Origin of the sequence: uncultured Dokdonia sp. (assembly GCF_947496725.1) — a bacterium.
Classification (GTDB): Bacteria; Bacteroidota; Bacteroidia; order Flavobacteriales; family Flavobacteriaceae; genus Dokdonia.
In genome coordinates this window covers 125,821-137,765 of the sequence record NZ_CANMDS010000004.1, presented here as the reverse complement: position 1 = coordinate 137,765, position 11,945 = coordinate 125,821, and the positions used below count along the sequence as shown (strand labels likewise).

Sequence of the window (11,945 nt, the reverse complement as noted above, 5' to 3'; positions counted from 1 at the left end):
TTTATATTAAGCTTCTTCTACAGAAACTAAGTGACTTACTTTATTTACCATACCAAGGATGTTAGGTGTGTTTTCGTGCACCTTTACCTGGCCTATTTTTCTCAATCCAAGAGATTCTAAAATTCTCTTCTGGTTCTGTGTACGATTAATCGCGCTCTTCACCTTTGTTACTTTGATTTTTGCCATTGTTCCTTGATTTATCCTTTAAACACTTTATCAAGTGAGATACCACGTTGCTTTGCAACTGTTTCTGCACTTCTTAATTGTAATAAAGCATCAAAAGTTGCTTTTACTACGTTGTGTGGGTTTGAAGATCCTTGATTCTTAGAAAGTACATCGTGTATACCTACTGATTCAAGTACGGCACGTATTGCACCACCTGCGATAACTCCTGTACCGGCAGCTGCTGGTAAAAGTAATACGCGAGCTCCTCCAAATTTACCTTTCTGTTCGTGAGGGATAGTCGCTTTGTTAAGCGGTATACGCACTAGATTTTTCTTAGCATCTTCCATAGCCTTTGCAATTGCAGATGCTACTTCTTTTGACTTTCCTAATCCGTGTCCTACAACACCATTCTCATCACCTACTACAACTATAGCAGAAAATCCAAAAGCTCTACCTCCTTTAGTTACCTTAGTAACACGCTGAACGCCTACTAGACGATCTTTTAAGTCTAAGCCACTTGGCTTTACTAACTCTACGTTTTTATAATCTTGATACATAACTTTATTAGAATTTAAGACCGCCTTCTCTTGCGCCCTCTGCTAGTTGTTTAATTCTTCCGTGGTAAAGGTAACCTCCTCTATCAAATACTACAGCTTCAACTCCAGATTTTGTAGCTTTTTCGGCGATTGCCTTACCTACAAGTTTTGCAGTTTCAGATTTGTTAGATTTCGCAGCAGCGATATCCTTATCACGTGACGATGCAGCTGTAATAGTCTTCCCGTTAAGGTCGTCTATTAACTGTGCATAAATCTCTTTATTACTTCTAAATACACAGAGTCTTGGTCTCTCCGCAGATCCAGAAATAGTCTTACGAATTCTAAGGTGAATTCTATTTCTTTTTTCACTTTTTGATAATGCCATTTCTCTATGTATTATGCAGATTTACCTGCTTTTCTTCTTATTACCTCTCCTACAAATCTGATTCCTTTTCCTTTGTAAGGCTCAGGCTTACGGAAACCACGAATCTTTGCAGCGACAGCTCCTACTAGTTGCTTATCGTGTGAAGTTAACTTCACTATAGGATTCTTACCTTTTTCTGAGATTGTCTCAACTTTTACTTCTGGAGCTACATCTAAAACGATGTTGTGAGAGAAACCTACAGCAAGATCAAGTTTATTACCTTGATTACTTGCTCTGTATCCTACTCCTACAAACTCAAGTTGCTTTTCAAAACCTTTAGAAACTCCTTCTATCATATTTGCGATAAGAGCTCTATAAAGACCGTGCTTTGCACGAAGGTCTTTTTTATCTGATGCGCGCTCTAAAGTAATAACCCCTTCTTCGATTTTGATCTCAATACCAGAGTACTCTTGCGTAAGCTCGCCTAATTTTCCTTTTACTGTTACAATGTTATCAGCAAGAGTTACTGTAACTCCTTCTGGCACTGTAATTGGACTTTTACCTATTCTTGACATGTCTTTGTCTTTTTATCTGATTAGTAAACGTAACAAAGTACTTCTCCTCCAACGTTATGTTGAGCGGCTTGCTTACCTGTCATAACTCCTTTTGAAGTTGAAACAATAGCAATACCTAATCCGTTTAAGATACGAGGTATCTCTGTAGATGAAGAGTATTTACGTAAACCAGGCTTACTGATTCTTTGGATATCCTTAATAACTGCTTCTTTAGTAATGCGATCATACTTCAAGGCAATCTTGATCGTATCCTGCGCTTTACCTTCTACAAATTTGTAGCTAAGGATGTAACCTTGGTCAAATAAGATTTTAGTCATCGCCTTCTTAAGGTTTGATGCTGGAATCTCGACCACTCTGTGATTTGCTGCCGATGCATTACGCACACGTGTCAGAAAATCTGCAATAGTATCTGTATTCATTTAATTATAGTTACGGTAGTGGTTTTCTCTATTTCCGCTTTCGCGAAAGCATAAAAAGAACCTTCTACCAATTTATACTCTTTAATCTACCAGCTTGCTTTCTTAACACCTGGTATCAACCCTTGGTTAGCCATCTGACGGAACATCACACGTGATATACCGAACTGACGCATATAACCTTTAGGACGACCTGTAAGTTTGCAACGATTGTGCTGACGTATAGGTGAAGCGTTCTTAGGTAGCTTTTGCAATCCTTCGTAATCTCCAGCTTCTTTTAAAGCTTTACGTTTTTCAGCATATTTTGCAACAGTTTTAGCACGCTTTACCTCACGGGCTTTCATTGATTCTTTAGCCATATCTTAGTTCTTTTTAAAAGGTAAACCTAGTTCTTTAAGCAACGATTTTGCTTCCTTATCAGTTTGAGCAGATGTTTGAAAAGTGATGTTCATACCATCTATTTTCTTAATTCTGTCAATGTTGATCTCTGGAAAAATGATTTGCTCAGTGATACCCATACTATAGTTACCACGTCCATCAAATCCTGTTGCATTGATACCGTTAAAGTCACGTACACGTGGTAATGCAGATGTTACAAGTCTATCTAAAAACTCATACATACGCTCCCCACGTAAAGTTACTTTTGCACCAATAGGCATTCCTTTACGTAATTTAAATGTTGCAACGTCTTTTTTAGACATTGTCGAGATAGCTCTTTGTCCTGTAATAAGAGTAAGCTCTTCTACAGCATTTTCAACTAACTTCTTATCTGCAACCGCAGCTCCAACACCACGAGATACTACTATCTTATTAAGACGAGGTACCTGCATAACGTTCTTATATCCAAACTCTTCTTGAAGAGCTGGCGTCACGCGGTCATTAAACTCTTGTTTTAGTCTTGGTACGTATCCCATCACTATAATATTTCGTTGTTAGACTTTGCAAAGCGTACCTTCTTACCATCTTCCATACGGTAACCTACTCTCGTAGTTTTACCATCCTTATCTAAAAGGGAAAGGTTAGATATTTGAAGTGGCGCTTCTTTTTCTTTTATTCCACCTTGAGGATTTGCGGCGCTAGGCTTTTCGTGCTTCTTCACCATATTAACACCCTCAACGATTGCTTTGTTCTTCTCGATAAATACTTTAACGACTTTACCTTCTGATCCTTTATGATCTCCAGCAATAACCTTTACAGTATCTCCCGTTTTTATTTTAAGCTTTGTCATCTTCTTCTCTGTATTAAAGCACCTCTGGTGCTAATGATACAATCTTCATAAACTGTTTGTCACGAAGCTCTCTTGCTACTGGTCCAAATACACGAGTACCGCGCATCTCACCTTGAGCAGTTAAAAGAACACAAGCATTATCATCAAAACGGATATAAGATCCATCTGGACGACGTACTTCTTTCTTAGTACGCACAACTACTGCTGTAGACACGGCACCTTTTTTAACCTGGCCATTAGGTGTTGCATCCTTTACAGATACAACAATCTTGTCTCCTACAGAAGCATATCTTCTCTTAGTACCTCCTAATACACGGATAGTCAAAACTTCTTTTGCTCCTGTATTGTCTGCTACTTTTAATCTTGATTCTTGCTGTAACATTACTTCGCTCTTTCAATGATTTCTACTAGTCTCCAAGTCTTAGATTTACTCATAGGACGTGTTTCCATTATCCTAACTGTATCTCCTTCGTTGCAGTCGTTTGTTTCGTCGTGTGCTACATACTTCTTCGTTTTTAAAACGAACTTACCATACATAGGGTGCTTTACTTTTTTAACTTCGGCAACAACGATAGATTTTTGCATCTTGTTACTAGTTACTACACCAACACGCTCTTTTCTTAAATTTCTTTTTTCCATCTTAAGCAGCGTTATTGTTCTCTTTTAGTTAATTCAGTTGCAATTCTAGCGACTGTACGTCTCATAGAACGCAATTGAATAGGATTGTCAAGTGGAGAGATAGCGTGAGCCATCTTAAGATCCATATAAGATCTCTTTGCTTTACCAAGCTCTTCTTGCAATTCTGCTGTAGATAATCCTTTTACCTCTGATTGTTTCATAGTACTCAAATTTATTCAGCTGAAAAATCTCTAGCTACGACATACTTAGTTCTCACTGGTAATTTCTGAGCTGCAAGACGTAATGCCTCTTTTGCAACTGGCTCAGGAATACCTCCTAATTCGAACATAATGCGTCCTGGTTTTACAACTGCTGCCCAATATTCTACAGCACCCTTACCTTTACCCATACGTACCTCAAGAGGTTTCTTTGTAATAGGCTTGTCCGGGAAGATCTTAATCCAAAGAGTTCCTTCCCTTTTCATATAACGTGTTGCTGCAATACGAGCTGCTTCTATTTGTCTCGCAGTTACAAAAGCTGAGTCTAATGATTTTATACCGAACTGGCCATTAGAAAGCGTGTGCCCTCTTTGCGCTAGTCCTTTCATACGACCCTTCTGCTGCTTGCGGAATTTTGTTTTTCTAGGCTGTAACATTTTTTACTGTCTTTTTAAAAAATTACTTTCTACGACGTGGTCCTCGGTTATCCTTACGACCTCCGCCACCTTTAGACTTACTGTTTTGAAGTCCAACTAAAGGAGAAAGCTCTCTCTTGCCATATACTTCACCTTTCATAATCCATACTTTAACACCCAGTCTACCGTAAGTAGTGTGAGCTTCAACTAAAGCATAATCTATGTCGGCTCTAAAAGTTGATAAAGGAATACGCCCATCTTTATAAGACTCTGTACGTGCCATCTCTGCACCATTCAGACGTCCAGAAATCTGGATCTTAATACCCTCAGCATTCATACGCATTGCAGCCGCAATTGCCATCTTTATTGCACGACGGAAAGAAATTCTTCCTTCAATCTGACGAGCAACACTCTGACCTACTAGAAATGCATCTAGTTCTGGACGTTTGATTTCGTGGATATTAATTTGTACTTCTTTACCTGTGAGTTTCTTAAGCTCTTCTTTTAACTTGTCTACTTCCTGACCACCTTTCCCGATAATGATACCAGGTCTTGCAGTAGTAATAGTAACGGTTACAAGTTTAAGCGTACGCTCAATGATAACTCTTGACACACTAGCTTTACTTAAACGAGCGTGAATATAACGTCTAATCTTATCGTCTTCGGCAAGTTTATCACCGTAGTCATTACCTCCGTACCAGTTAGATTCCCATCCTCTGATTATTCCAAGGCGATTTCCGATTGGATTTGTCTTCTGTCCCATCTAATTAATTGCTTTGTGTGTTATCTTTTGCTCCAAGAACCACTGTTACGTGGTTAGAACGTTTTCTTATTCGGTGCGCGCGACCTTGTGGTGCTGGACGTAGTCTTTTTAACATTGTTCCAGAATCAACTTTGATCTCTTTAATAAAAAGATTTGCATCTTCGATACTTGCGTCTTCATTCTTTGCTTCCCAGTTTGCAACTGCAGAAAGAACTAGTTTCTCAACTTTACGTGATGCTTCTTTATTACTAAATTTCAATAACTGAAGTGCTCTTTCCACTTGCGTTCCTCGTACCATATCTGCTACAAGACGCATTTTACGTGGAGAGGTAGGGCAGTTATTCAATTTCGCGAAAGCGATAGACTTGTTAGCCTCTTTGCGACGATTTGCCGCTTCTTTTTTACGAACTCCCATCTCCTGTTATCTTTTACCTTTATTTTTCTTATCAGCTCCGTGTCCTCTGTAAGAACGCGTAGGTGAAAATTCTCCTAGCTTATGACCTACCATATTCTCAGTAACATATACTGGTACAAACTGGCGACCATTATGCACTGCAATAGTTTGCCCCACAAAATCTGGAGTAATCATAGAAGCTCTAGACCAAGTCTTAATGACAGTCTTTTTATTGCCTTCTACGTTTGCAGCAACTTTCTTTTCTAACTTATAGTGAACGTAAGGTCCTTTTTTTAATGAACGTGCCATATCTTATTATTTCTTTCTACGTTCTACAATATACTTATTACTCGACTTCGTCTTAGAACGCGTTCTGAAACCTTTAGCAGGTACACCATTACGGTTTCTAGGGTGACCTCCAGAAGACTTACCTTCACCACCTCCCATAGGGTGATCAACAGGGTTCATCACTACTGGACGTACACGCGGACGACGACCTAACCAACGGCTTCTACCAGCTTTACCAGATACAAGTAACTGGTGATCACTGTTAGACACAGCTCCTATTGTAGCCATACACGTTGCAAGAATCAATCTTGTCTCACCTGAAGGTAACTTTACAGTTGCAAATTTACCATCACGAGCCATTAACTGAGCAAATGCTCCAGCCGAACGAGCCATAACAGCTCCTTGACCTGGACGTAACTCTATACAAGAGATTATAGTACCTAATGGAATATCTGAAAGTGGCATTGCATTACCAATCTCTGGCGCTACATTAGACCCAGAAACTAAGTTCTGACCTACTTGAAGACCGTTTTGAGCAATGATATACCTCTTTTCTCCATCTTGATAATTAAGAAGTGCGATGAACGCAGTTCTATTTGGATCATACTGGATAGACGCAACAGTTGCAGGAACCCCCTCTTTGTTACGTTTGAAATCGATAATACGGTAACGCTTCTTGTGACCCCCACCTACTTGGCGGATTGTCATTTTACCCGTATTGTTTCTACCACCTGAGCGTTTTTTCGGAGCCAAAAGGCTTTTTTCCGGCTTATCAGTTGTAATCTGGTCGAAACCATTTACAACTCTAAATCGCTGCCCAGGAGTGATAGGTTTTAATTTTCTTACTGACATTTTGTTGTCTTAAATGTTGTTATAAAAATCTATTGTATCACCTTCCGCCAGCTGTACAATTGCTTTCTTAATAGCATTTGTTTTACCAGAAAGAACACCAGACTTCGTATAACGAGACTTGCGATCCGGGCGGACATTCATTGTGCGAACTTTTTCAACTGAAACACCATAAGCAGCTTCTACCGCTTTCTTAATTTCAACCTTATTTGTTCTCATACTAACTTCAAAAGTATAGCGATTCATTTCCTCACTATCTTTTGTCGCTTTTTCTGTAATAACAGGTTTTATTAAAATACTCATCGTGTCTTATTTTGCTAAGTTTGCCTCAACACCTTCTAAAGAACCCTCTAAGAATACAACATTGTTTGCATTCATAATACCGTAAGTGCTTAATTCTGAGCTTTTTACGACTTTTGAGGCCTTTAAATTGCGCGACGACAAATATACATTATTATTTGACTCTCCCAACACTATTAGTGACTTTTTATTTTCTAAGCCTAAGGCTTTCAAAACGTTCACAAAATCTTTTGTTTTTGGAGCGTCAAAATTGAAGTCTTCTATTACAGTGATTGCGTTATCGTTAGCCTTCATTGTAAGTGCAGAACGACGTGCAAGTCTCTTTAATCCTTTGTTTAATTTGAAAGAGTAATTTCTCGGTCTTGGTCCGAACATACGTCCTCCACCTTTAAAAACACCAGACTTGATACTACCCGCACGAGCTGTACCTGTTCCTTTTTGTTTTTTAATCTTACGAGTAGATCCTGCGATCTCTGCTCTTTCTTTAGCCTTGTGCGTACCTTGACGTTGGTTTGCAAGAAATTGCTTAACGTCTAAGTAAACAGCGTGCTTGTTTGGTTCAATTCCAAAAACAGCATCAGAAAGGTCTGCCTTTCTCCCTGTTTCTTTTCCTTTGATATCTACAACTGCTACCTTCATTACTTCTGAATGATTACATAAGCATTTTTGTGACCAGGAACACATCCTTTCACTACAAGTAGGTTCTTCTCAGCTACTACTTTCAATACTTTAAGATTTTGAACTTTTATTTTGTCACCACCCATACGTCCTGCCATACGCATTCCTTTGAATACACGTGCAGGGTAAGATGCTGCTCCAATAGAACCAGGAGCTCTAAGACGGTTATGTTGACCGTGAGTCGCTTGACCTACACCGGCAAAACCGTGACGCTTTACAACCCCTTGAAATCCTTTACCTTTTGAAGTTCCCGATACATCAACAAACTCTCCTTCAGCAAAATGATCTACAGTAATTGCATCTCCTAATTTAAACTCTCCTTCAAATCCTTGAAACTCGACAACTTTACGTTTAGCAACAGTTCCTGCTTTTTTGGCGTGGCCAGTAGCAGCTTTGTTTGCCTTTTTAACGTCATCGAAACCAAGTTGAAGGGCTTCATACCCGTCAGTTTCTTTGGTTCTGACTTGGGTGATAACGCAGGGACCTGCTTCAATAACTGTACAAGGAATGTTCTTCCCGTTCTCGTCAAAGATGCTAGTCATACCTACTTTCTTTCCGATTAACCCAGACATATTTATAAATATTAATTATTAAAATTTAATTCAAAAAACAAGGCCGAACACGTTCGACCTTGAATGTGTGTTTTCCGTTTTTCCCTCGCGCGCGGCTCAGGACAAGTTAGTGCGGTGATTATTTACGCTTTCGCGAAAGCGTAAACACCTATCACACTTTTATCTCTACCTCTACTCCAGATGGTAACTCTAACTTCATTAAAGCATCAATAGTCTTTGATGAAGAAGAATAGATATCAAGTAAACGCTTGTAAGAGCTAAGCTCAAACTGCTCACGAGATTTCTTGTTTACGTGTGGAGAACGTAATACAGTAAAGATTTTTTTATGTGTTGGAAGCGGAATAGGTCCAGTTACTACAGCACCTGTCGTCTTCACAGTCTTTACGATTTTCTCAGCACTCTTATCTACTAAGTTGTGATCGTAAGATTTTAGTTTTATTCTAATTTTTTGACTCATTTCCTTAGTAATTAATCGTTTGTTCCTTTTGATGCTGCGATAACTTCGGCAGCAATATTAGAAGGAGTTTCTGCATAGTGAGAAAATTCCATCGTAGATGTTGCACGACCAGAAGAAAGCGTACGTAACGTTGTTACATATCCAAACATTTCTGAAAGTGGCACCGTTGCTTTTACAGTCTTTGCTCCTGCACGGTCTCCCATATCAGAAACTTGACCACGACGACGGTTAAGATCTCCTACGATATCACCCATATTTTCTTCAGGTGTAATCACCTCAAGCTTCATAATAGGCTCCATTATAACAGCTTTTGCAGCTTTTGCAGAATTCTTAAATCCTAACTTTGCAGCAAGTTCAAAAGATAATTGATCAGAATCCACATCGTGGTAAGATCCATCTTTTAAAGTAACTTTTATAGCATCTACTTCATAACCTGCTAGCGGCCCGTTTACCATAGCCATCTTGAATCCTTTCTCTACAGAAGGGATAAATTCCTTAGGAACGTTACCACCTTTTATAACAGATTCAAACTGTAATCCTACCACGCCCTCATCTGCTGGCTCAATAGTAAATACGATGTCTGCAAACTTACCACGTCCACCAGATTGCTTTTTATAAGTCTCTCTGTGATCTGCAGCTTGTGTAATAGCTTCTTTATATTCAACCTGTGGTTGACCTTGACTAACCTCTACCTTAAACTCGCGCTTAAGACGATCTACAATTACATCTAGGTGTAACTCACCCATACCAGATATAATAGTTTGACCAGAAGCCTCGTCAGAACGAACTGTAAATGTTGGATCCTCTTCTGCAAGTTTTGCAAGACCCATACCAAGCTTATCTACGTCTGCCTTAGTCTTAGGCTCCACTGCGATACCAATTACTGGATCTGGGAAGTCCATAGACTCCAGTACTATAGGGTGTGCTTGATCTGAAAGTGTATCTCCTGTCTTAATAGACTTAAATCCTACAGCAGCTCCAATATCTCCAGCTTCTATATACTCAATTGCATTCTGCTTGTTAGCGTGCATTTGATAGATACGTGAGATACGTTCTTTCTTACCTGAACGGTTATTTAAGACATAAGATCCAGCATCTAGACGACCAGAATATGCTCTAAAGAATGCTAAACGACCTACAAAAGGATCTGTAGCAATTTTAAACGCTAGAGCAGCAAAAGGCTCCTTTACATCTGGCTTACGAATTTCTTTCTCTTCTGTATCTGGATTCACACCTTCAATACCCTCCTTATCTACTGGAGAAGGCAGGTAACGACATACAGCATCTAAAAGAAACTGAACACCTTTGTTCTTAAAAGCAGAACCACAAATCATAGGGATGATAGCCATATCCATTACAGCAGCTCTTAGTGCTTTGTGCACTTCTTCTTCTGTAATAGAGTCTTCATCCTCCATAAATTTTTCTAAAAGATTCTCATCATAACTTGCAACCTCTTCTATTAAGAGTGCACGATACTTACGAGCTTCTTCTTTCATATCCTCAGGAATCTCGATAACATCGAAAGTAGCCCCTTGAGTTTCATCGTGCCACACAATAGCACGGTTTTTTACTAAATCAATAATACCTTTAAAATCCTCTTCATCACCTATGTTTAGAACGATAGGCACGGCGTTAGACTTCAACATATCCTTAACCTGCTGACAAACACCTAAAAAGTCTGAACCTTGACGGTCCATTTTGTTTACAAAACCTATTCTAGGTACTTTATAGTTATCTGCAAGCCTCCAGTTAGTCTCAGATTGTGGCTCAACACCATCTACCGCACTAAATAAAAATACAAGACCATCTAATACACGTAAAGATCTGTTAACCTCCACAGTAAAATCAACGTGACCAGGAGTATCAATAATGTTAAAGTGATAATCTTTAGTCGCAGGAGTAGGCTCTGCATTTTCTAATGGAAACTTCCAAGTACAAGTTGTTGCAGCAGAGGTAATTGTAATACCACGCTCCTGCTCTTGCTCCATCCAGTCCATTGTAGCAGCACCATCGTGTACTTCTCCAATTTTGTGAGAAACTCCAGTATAATATAATACTCGCTCAGTAGTAGTTGTCTTTCCAGCATCAATGTGTGCTGCAATTCCAATGTTTCTAGTAAATTTTAAGTCTCTTGCCATTTCTTAGAATCTAAAGTGTGAGAATGCTTTGTTTGCTTCAGCCATTTTGTGTGTATCAACACGCTTTTTAACCGCAGCACCTTCTTCTTTTGCAGCAGCCATAATCTCTGCAGCTAGCTTTGCAGCCATAGACTTCTCATTTCTCTTACGAGAAAAGCTAATTAACCACTTCATCGCAGTAGAGATCTTACGATCTGGACGAATTTGGTTTGGTATCTGGTAAGTTGCTCCTCCTACACGACGACTACGCACTTCTACGTGAGGCATTACGTTAGATAAAGCATCTTTCCACAGCTCTAGAGCTGTTTTTTCTTCATTTGTGTTCTTTTCTTCTACGATGTCAATTGCATCATAAAATACTTTAAAAGCTGTAGACTTCTTACCACTCCACATCATCATATTAACGAAACGAGTTACTAACTGATCGTTAAATTTTGGATCTGGAAGAATAGGTCTCTTCTTGGCCTGTTTTTTTCTCATTACTTCTTCTTAAAGTGTTGTTGATTTACTTCTTAGGGCGTTTTGCACCATATTTAGATCTCGATTGCGTTCTTCCTGCAACACCTGCGGTGTCTAAGGCTCCACGTACAATATGATATCTAACTCCTGGCAAATCTTTTACCCTTCCACCTCTTACCAATACTATCGAGTGCTCTTGTAAATTGTGACCTTCTCCTCCGATGTATGCATTCACCTCTTTACCATTTGTTAAACGAACACGCGCAACTTTACGCATAGCCGAGTTTGGTTTCTTAGGTGTAGTCGTGTAAACACGAGTACATACGCCGCGGCGTTGTGGGCACGATTCAAGGGCCGCCGATTTACTCTTCTTGGTAATCTTGGTTCTTCCTTTACGTACTAATTGTGAAATTGTTGGCATAATTTCTTTCTACCTAATTGTTAATTTACTTAATATACCCATTTTAAGGGTTGGCAAAAGTATGAAATTTTTCTAAGCCATCAAATAGCA

The 11,945-nt window shown here is 39.2% G+C and carries 23 protein-coding genes; all 23 read right to left on the bottom strand.

Going from position 1 to position 11,945, the window contains the following annotated elements; translation table 11 throughout:
* Positions 1 to 6 precede the first annotated feature (6 nt).
* The 23 genes from rpmD to rpsL all read right to left on the bottom strand — a co-directional run bounded on the left by rpmD (position 7) and on the right by rpsL (position 11,855).
* On the bottom strand, positions 7 to 186 hold the full coding sequence (gene rpmD, locus Q0948_RS09985) for a 50S ribosomal protein L30 (RefSeq protein WP_035335938.1): 180 nt from the start codon (positions 184 to 186) through the stop codon (positions 7 to 9).
* An 11-nt stretch (positions 187 to 197) separates the two neighbouring features.
* A complete protein-coding gene (gene rpsE, locus Q0948_RS09980) occupies positions 198 to 722 on the bottom strand; it encodes a 30S ribosomal protein S5 (RefSeq protein ID WP_035327573.1) in 525 nt (174 codons plus the stop codon).
* Positions 723 to 729: 7 nt separating this feature from the next.
* A complete protein-coding gene (rplR, locus tag Q0948_RS09975) occupies positions 730 to 1,086 on the bottom strand; it encodes a 50S ribosomal protein L18 (protein ID WP_038599615.1) in 357 nt (118 codons plus the stop codon).
* An 11-nt stretch (positions 1,087 to 1,097) separates the two neighbouring features.
* Complete coding sequence (rplF, locus tag Q0948_RS09970) at positions 1,098 to 1,640, bottom strand: 50S ribosomal protein L6 (protein ID WP_298351785.1); 543 nt, start codon at positions 1,638 to 1,640, stop codon at positions 1,098 to 1,100.
* Between the two features lie 20 nt (positions 1,641 to 1,660).
* Positions 1,661 to 2,059 carry a 30S ribosomal protein S8 gene (rpsH, locus tag Q0948_RS09965; RefSeq protein ID WP_298351783.1) on the bottom strand — a complete coding sequence of 133 codons (399 nt, stop codon included), beginning with the start codon at positions 2,057 to 2,059 and terminating at the stop codon, positions 1,661 to 1,663.
* An 86-nt stretch (positions 2,060 to 2,145) separates the two neighbouring features.
* Positions 2,146 to 2,415 carry a 30S ribosomal protein S14 gene (gene rpsN, locus Q0948_RS09960; RefSeq protein ID WP_035327565.1) on the bottom strand — a complete coding sequence of 90 codons (270 nt, stop codon included), beginning with the start codon at positions 2,413 to 2,415 and terminating at the stop codon, positions 2,146 to 2,148.
* A 3-nt stretch (positions 2,416 to 2,418) separates the two neighbouring features.
* Positions 2,419 to 2,970 carry a 50S ribosomal protein L5 gene (gene rplE, locus Q0948_RS09955; protein ID WP_035327564.1) on the bottom strand — a complete coding sequence of 184 codons (552 nt, stop codon included), beginning with the start codon at positions 2,968 to 2,970 and terminating at the stop codon, positions 2,419 to 2,421.
* A gap of 2 nt (positions 2,971 to 2,972) precedes the next feature.
* Positions 2,973 to 3,284: a 50S ribosomal protein L24 gene (gene rplX / locus Q0948_RS09950; protein ID WP_035327563.1), complete on the bottom strand. Its 312-nt coding sequence runs from the start codon at positions 3,282 to 3,284 to the stop codon at positions 2,973 to 2,975.
* A 13-nt stretch (positions 3,285 to 3,297) separates the two neighbouring features.
* The gene (rplN, locus tag Q0948_RS09945) at positions 3,298 to 3,666 is read right to left on the bottom strand and encodes a 50S ribosomal protein L14 (RefSeq protein ID WP_035327562.1); all 369 of its coding nucleotides are present in this window, start codon (positions 3,664 to 3,666) and stop codon (positions 3,298 to 3,300) included.
* Positions 3,666 to 3,923 carry a 30S ribosomal protein S17 gene (rpsQ, locus tag Q0948_RS09940; protein ID WP_013751331.1) on the bottom strand — a complete coding sequence of 86 codons (258 nt, stop codon included), beginning with the start codon at positions 3,921 to 3,923 and terminating at the stop codon, positions 3,666 to 3,668. Before rpsQ ends, rplN begins: the two co-directional genes overlap by 1 nt.
* An 11-nt stretch (positions 3,924 to 3,934) precedes the next feature.
* The gene (gene rpmC, locus Q0948_RS09935; protein ID WP_035327559.1) at positions 3,935 to 4,123 is read right to left on the bottom strand and encodes a 50S ribosomal protein L29; all 189 of its coding nucleotides are present in this window, start codon (positions 4,121 to 4,123) and stop codon (positions 3,935 to 3,937) included.
* Positions 4,124 to 4,134: 11 nt separating this feature from the next.
* Positions 4,135 to 4,557: a 50S ribosomal protein L16 gene (gene rplP, locus Q0948_RS09930; RefSeq protein WP_035327557.1), complete on the bottom strand. Its 423-nt coding sequence runs from the start codon at positions 4,555 to 4,557 to the stop codon at positions 4,135 to 4,137.
* A 22-nt stretch (positions 4,558 to 4,579) separates the two neighbouring features.
* Positions 4,580 to 5,299, bottom strand: a complete 720-nt coding sequence (gene rpsC, locus Q0948_RS09925) for a 30S ribosomal protein S3 (protein ID WP_035327555.1) — start codon at positions 5,297 to 5,299, stop codon at positions 4,580 to 4,582.
* 4 nt (positions 5,300 to 5,303) lie between these two features.
* Positions 5,304 to 5,714, bottom strand: a complete 411-nt coding sequence (rplV, locus tag Q0948_RS09920; RefSeq protein WP_035327553.1) for a 50S ribosomal protein L22 — start codon at positions 5,712 to 5,714, stop codon at positions 5,304 to 5,306.
* A gap of 6 nt (positions 5,715 to 5,720) precedes the next feature.
* The gene (gene rpsS, locus Q0948_RS09915) at positions 5,721 to 6,002 is read right to left on the bottom strand and encodes a 30S ribosomal protein S19 (RefSeq protein ID WP_035327551.1); all 282 of its coding nucleotides are present in this window, start codon (positions 6,000 to 6,002) and stop codon (positions 5,721 to 5,723) included.
* A gap of 6 nt (positions 6,003 to 6,008) precedes the next feature.
* Positions 6,009 to 6,833, bottom strand: a complete 825-nt coding sequence (gene rplB, locus Q0948_RS09910) for a 50S ribosomal protein L2 (protein WP_035327549.1) — start codon at positions 6,831 to 6,833, stop codon at positions 6,009 to 6,011.
* Between the two features lie 9 nt (positions 6,834 to 6,842).
* Positions 6,843 to 7,133, bottom strand: a complete 291-nt coding sequence (gene rplW / locus Q0948_RS09905; protein ID WP_035327547.1) for a 50S ribosomal protein L23 — start codon at positions 7,131 to 7,133, stop codon at positions 6,843 to 6,845.
* 6 nt (positions 7,134 to 7,139) lie between these two features.
* Complete coding sequence (gene rplD / locus Q0948_RS09900; RefSeq protein ID WP_035327545.1) at positions 7,140 to 7,769, bottom strand: 50S ribosomal protein L4; 630 nt, start codon at positions 7,767 to 7,769, stop codon at positions 7,140 to 7,142.
* A complete protein-coding gene (rplC, locus tag Q0948_RS09895; protein WP_035327543.1) occupies positions 7,769 to 8,380 on the bottom strand; it encodes a 50S ribosomal protein L3 in 612 nt (203 codons plus the stop codon). The genes rplD and rplC overlap by 1 nt, the downstream gene beginning before the upstream one ends.
* A gap of 151 nt (positions 8,381 to 8,531) precedes the next feature.
* On the bottom strand, positions 8,532 to 8,837 hold the full coding sequence (rpsJ, locus tag Q0948_RS09890) for a 30S ribosomal protein S10 (RefSeq protein WP_013073266.1): 306 nt from the start codon (positions 8,835 to 8,837) through the stop codon (positions 8,532 to 8,534).
* Positions 8,838 to 8,848: 11 nt separating this feature from the next.
* Entirely contained in the window at positions 8,849 to 10,975 is a 2,127-nt protein-coding gene (gene fusA, locus Q0948_RS09885; RefSeq protein ID WP_298351732.1) for an elongation factor G, read from the bottom strand.
* A gap of 3 nt (positions 10,976 to 10,978) precedes the next feature.
* Complete coding sequence (gene rpsG, locus Q0948_RS09880) at positions 10,979 to 11,455, bottom strand: 30S ribosomal protein S7 (RefSeq protein ID WP_035327538.1); 477 nt, start codon at positions 11,453 to 11,455, stop codon at positions 10,979 to 10,981.
* 25 nt (positions 11,456 to 11,480) lie between these two features.
* Complete coding sequence (gene rpsL / locus Q0948_RS09875) at positions 11,481 to 11,855, bottom strand: 30S ribosomal protein S12 (RefSeq protein ID WP_013751318.1); 375 nt, start codon at positions 11,853 to 11,855, stop codon at positions 11,481 to 11,483.
* Positions 11,856 to 11,945 lie beyond the last annotated feature (90 nt).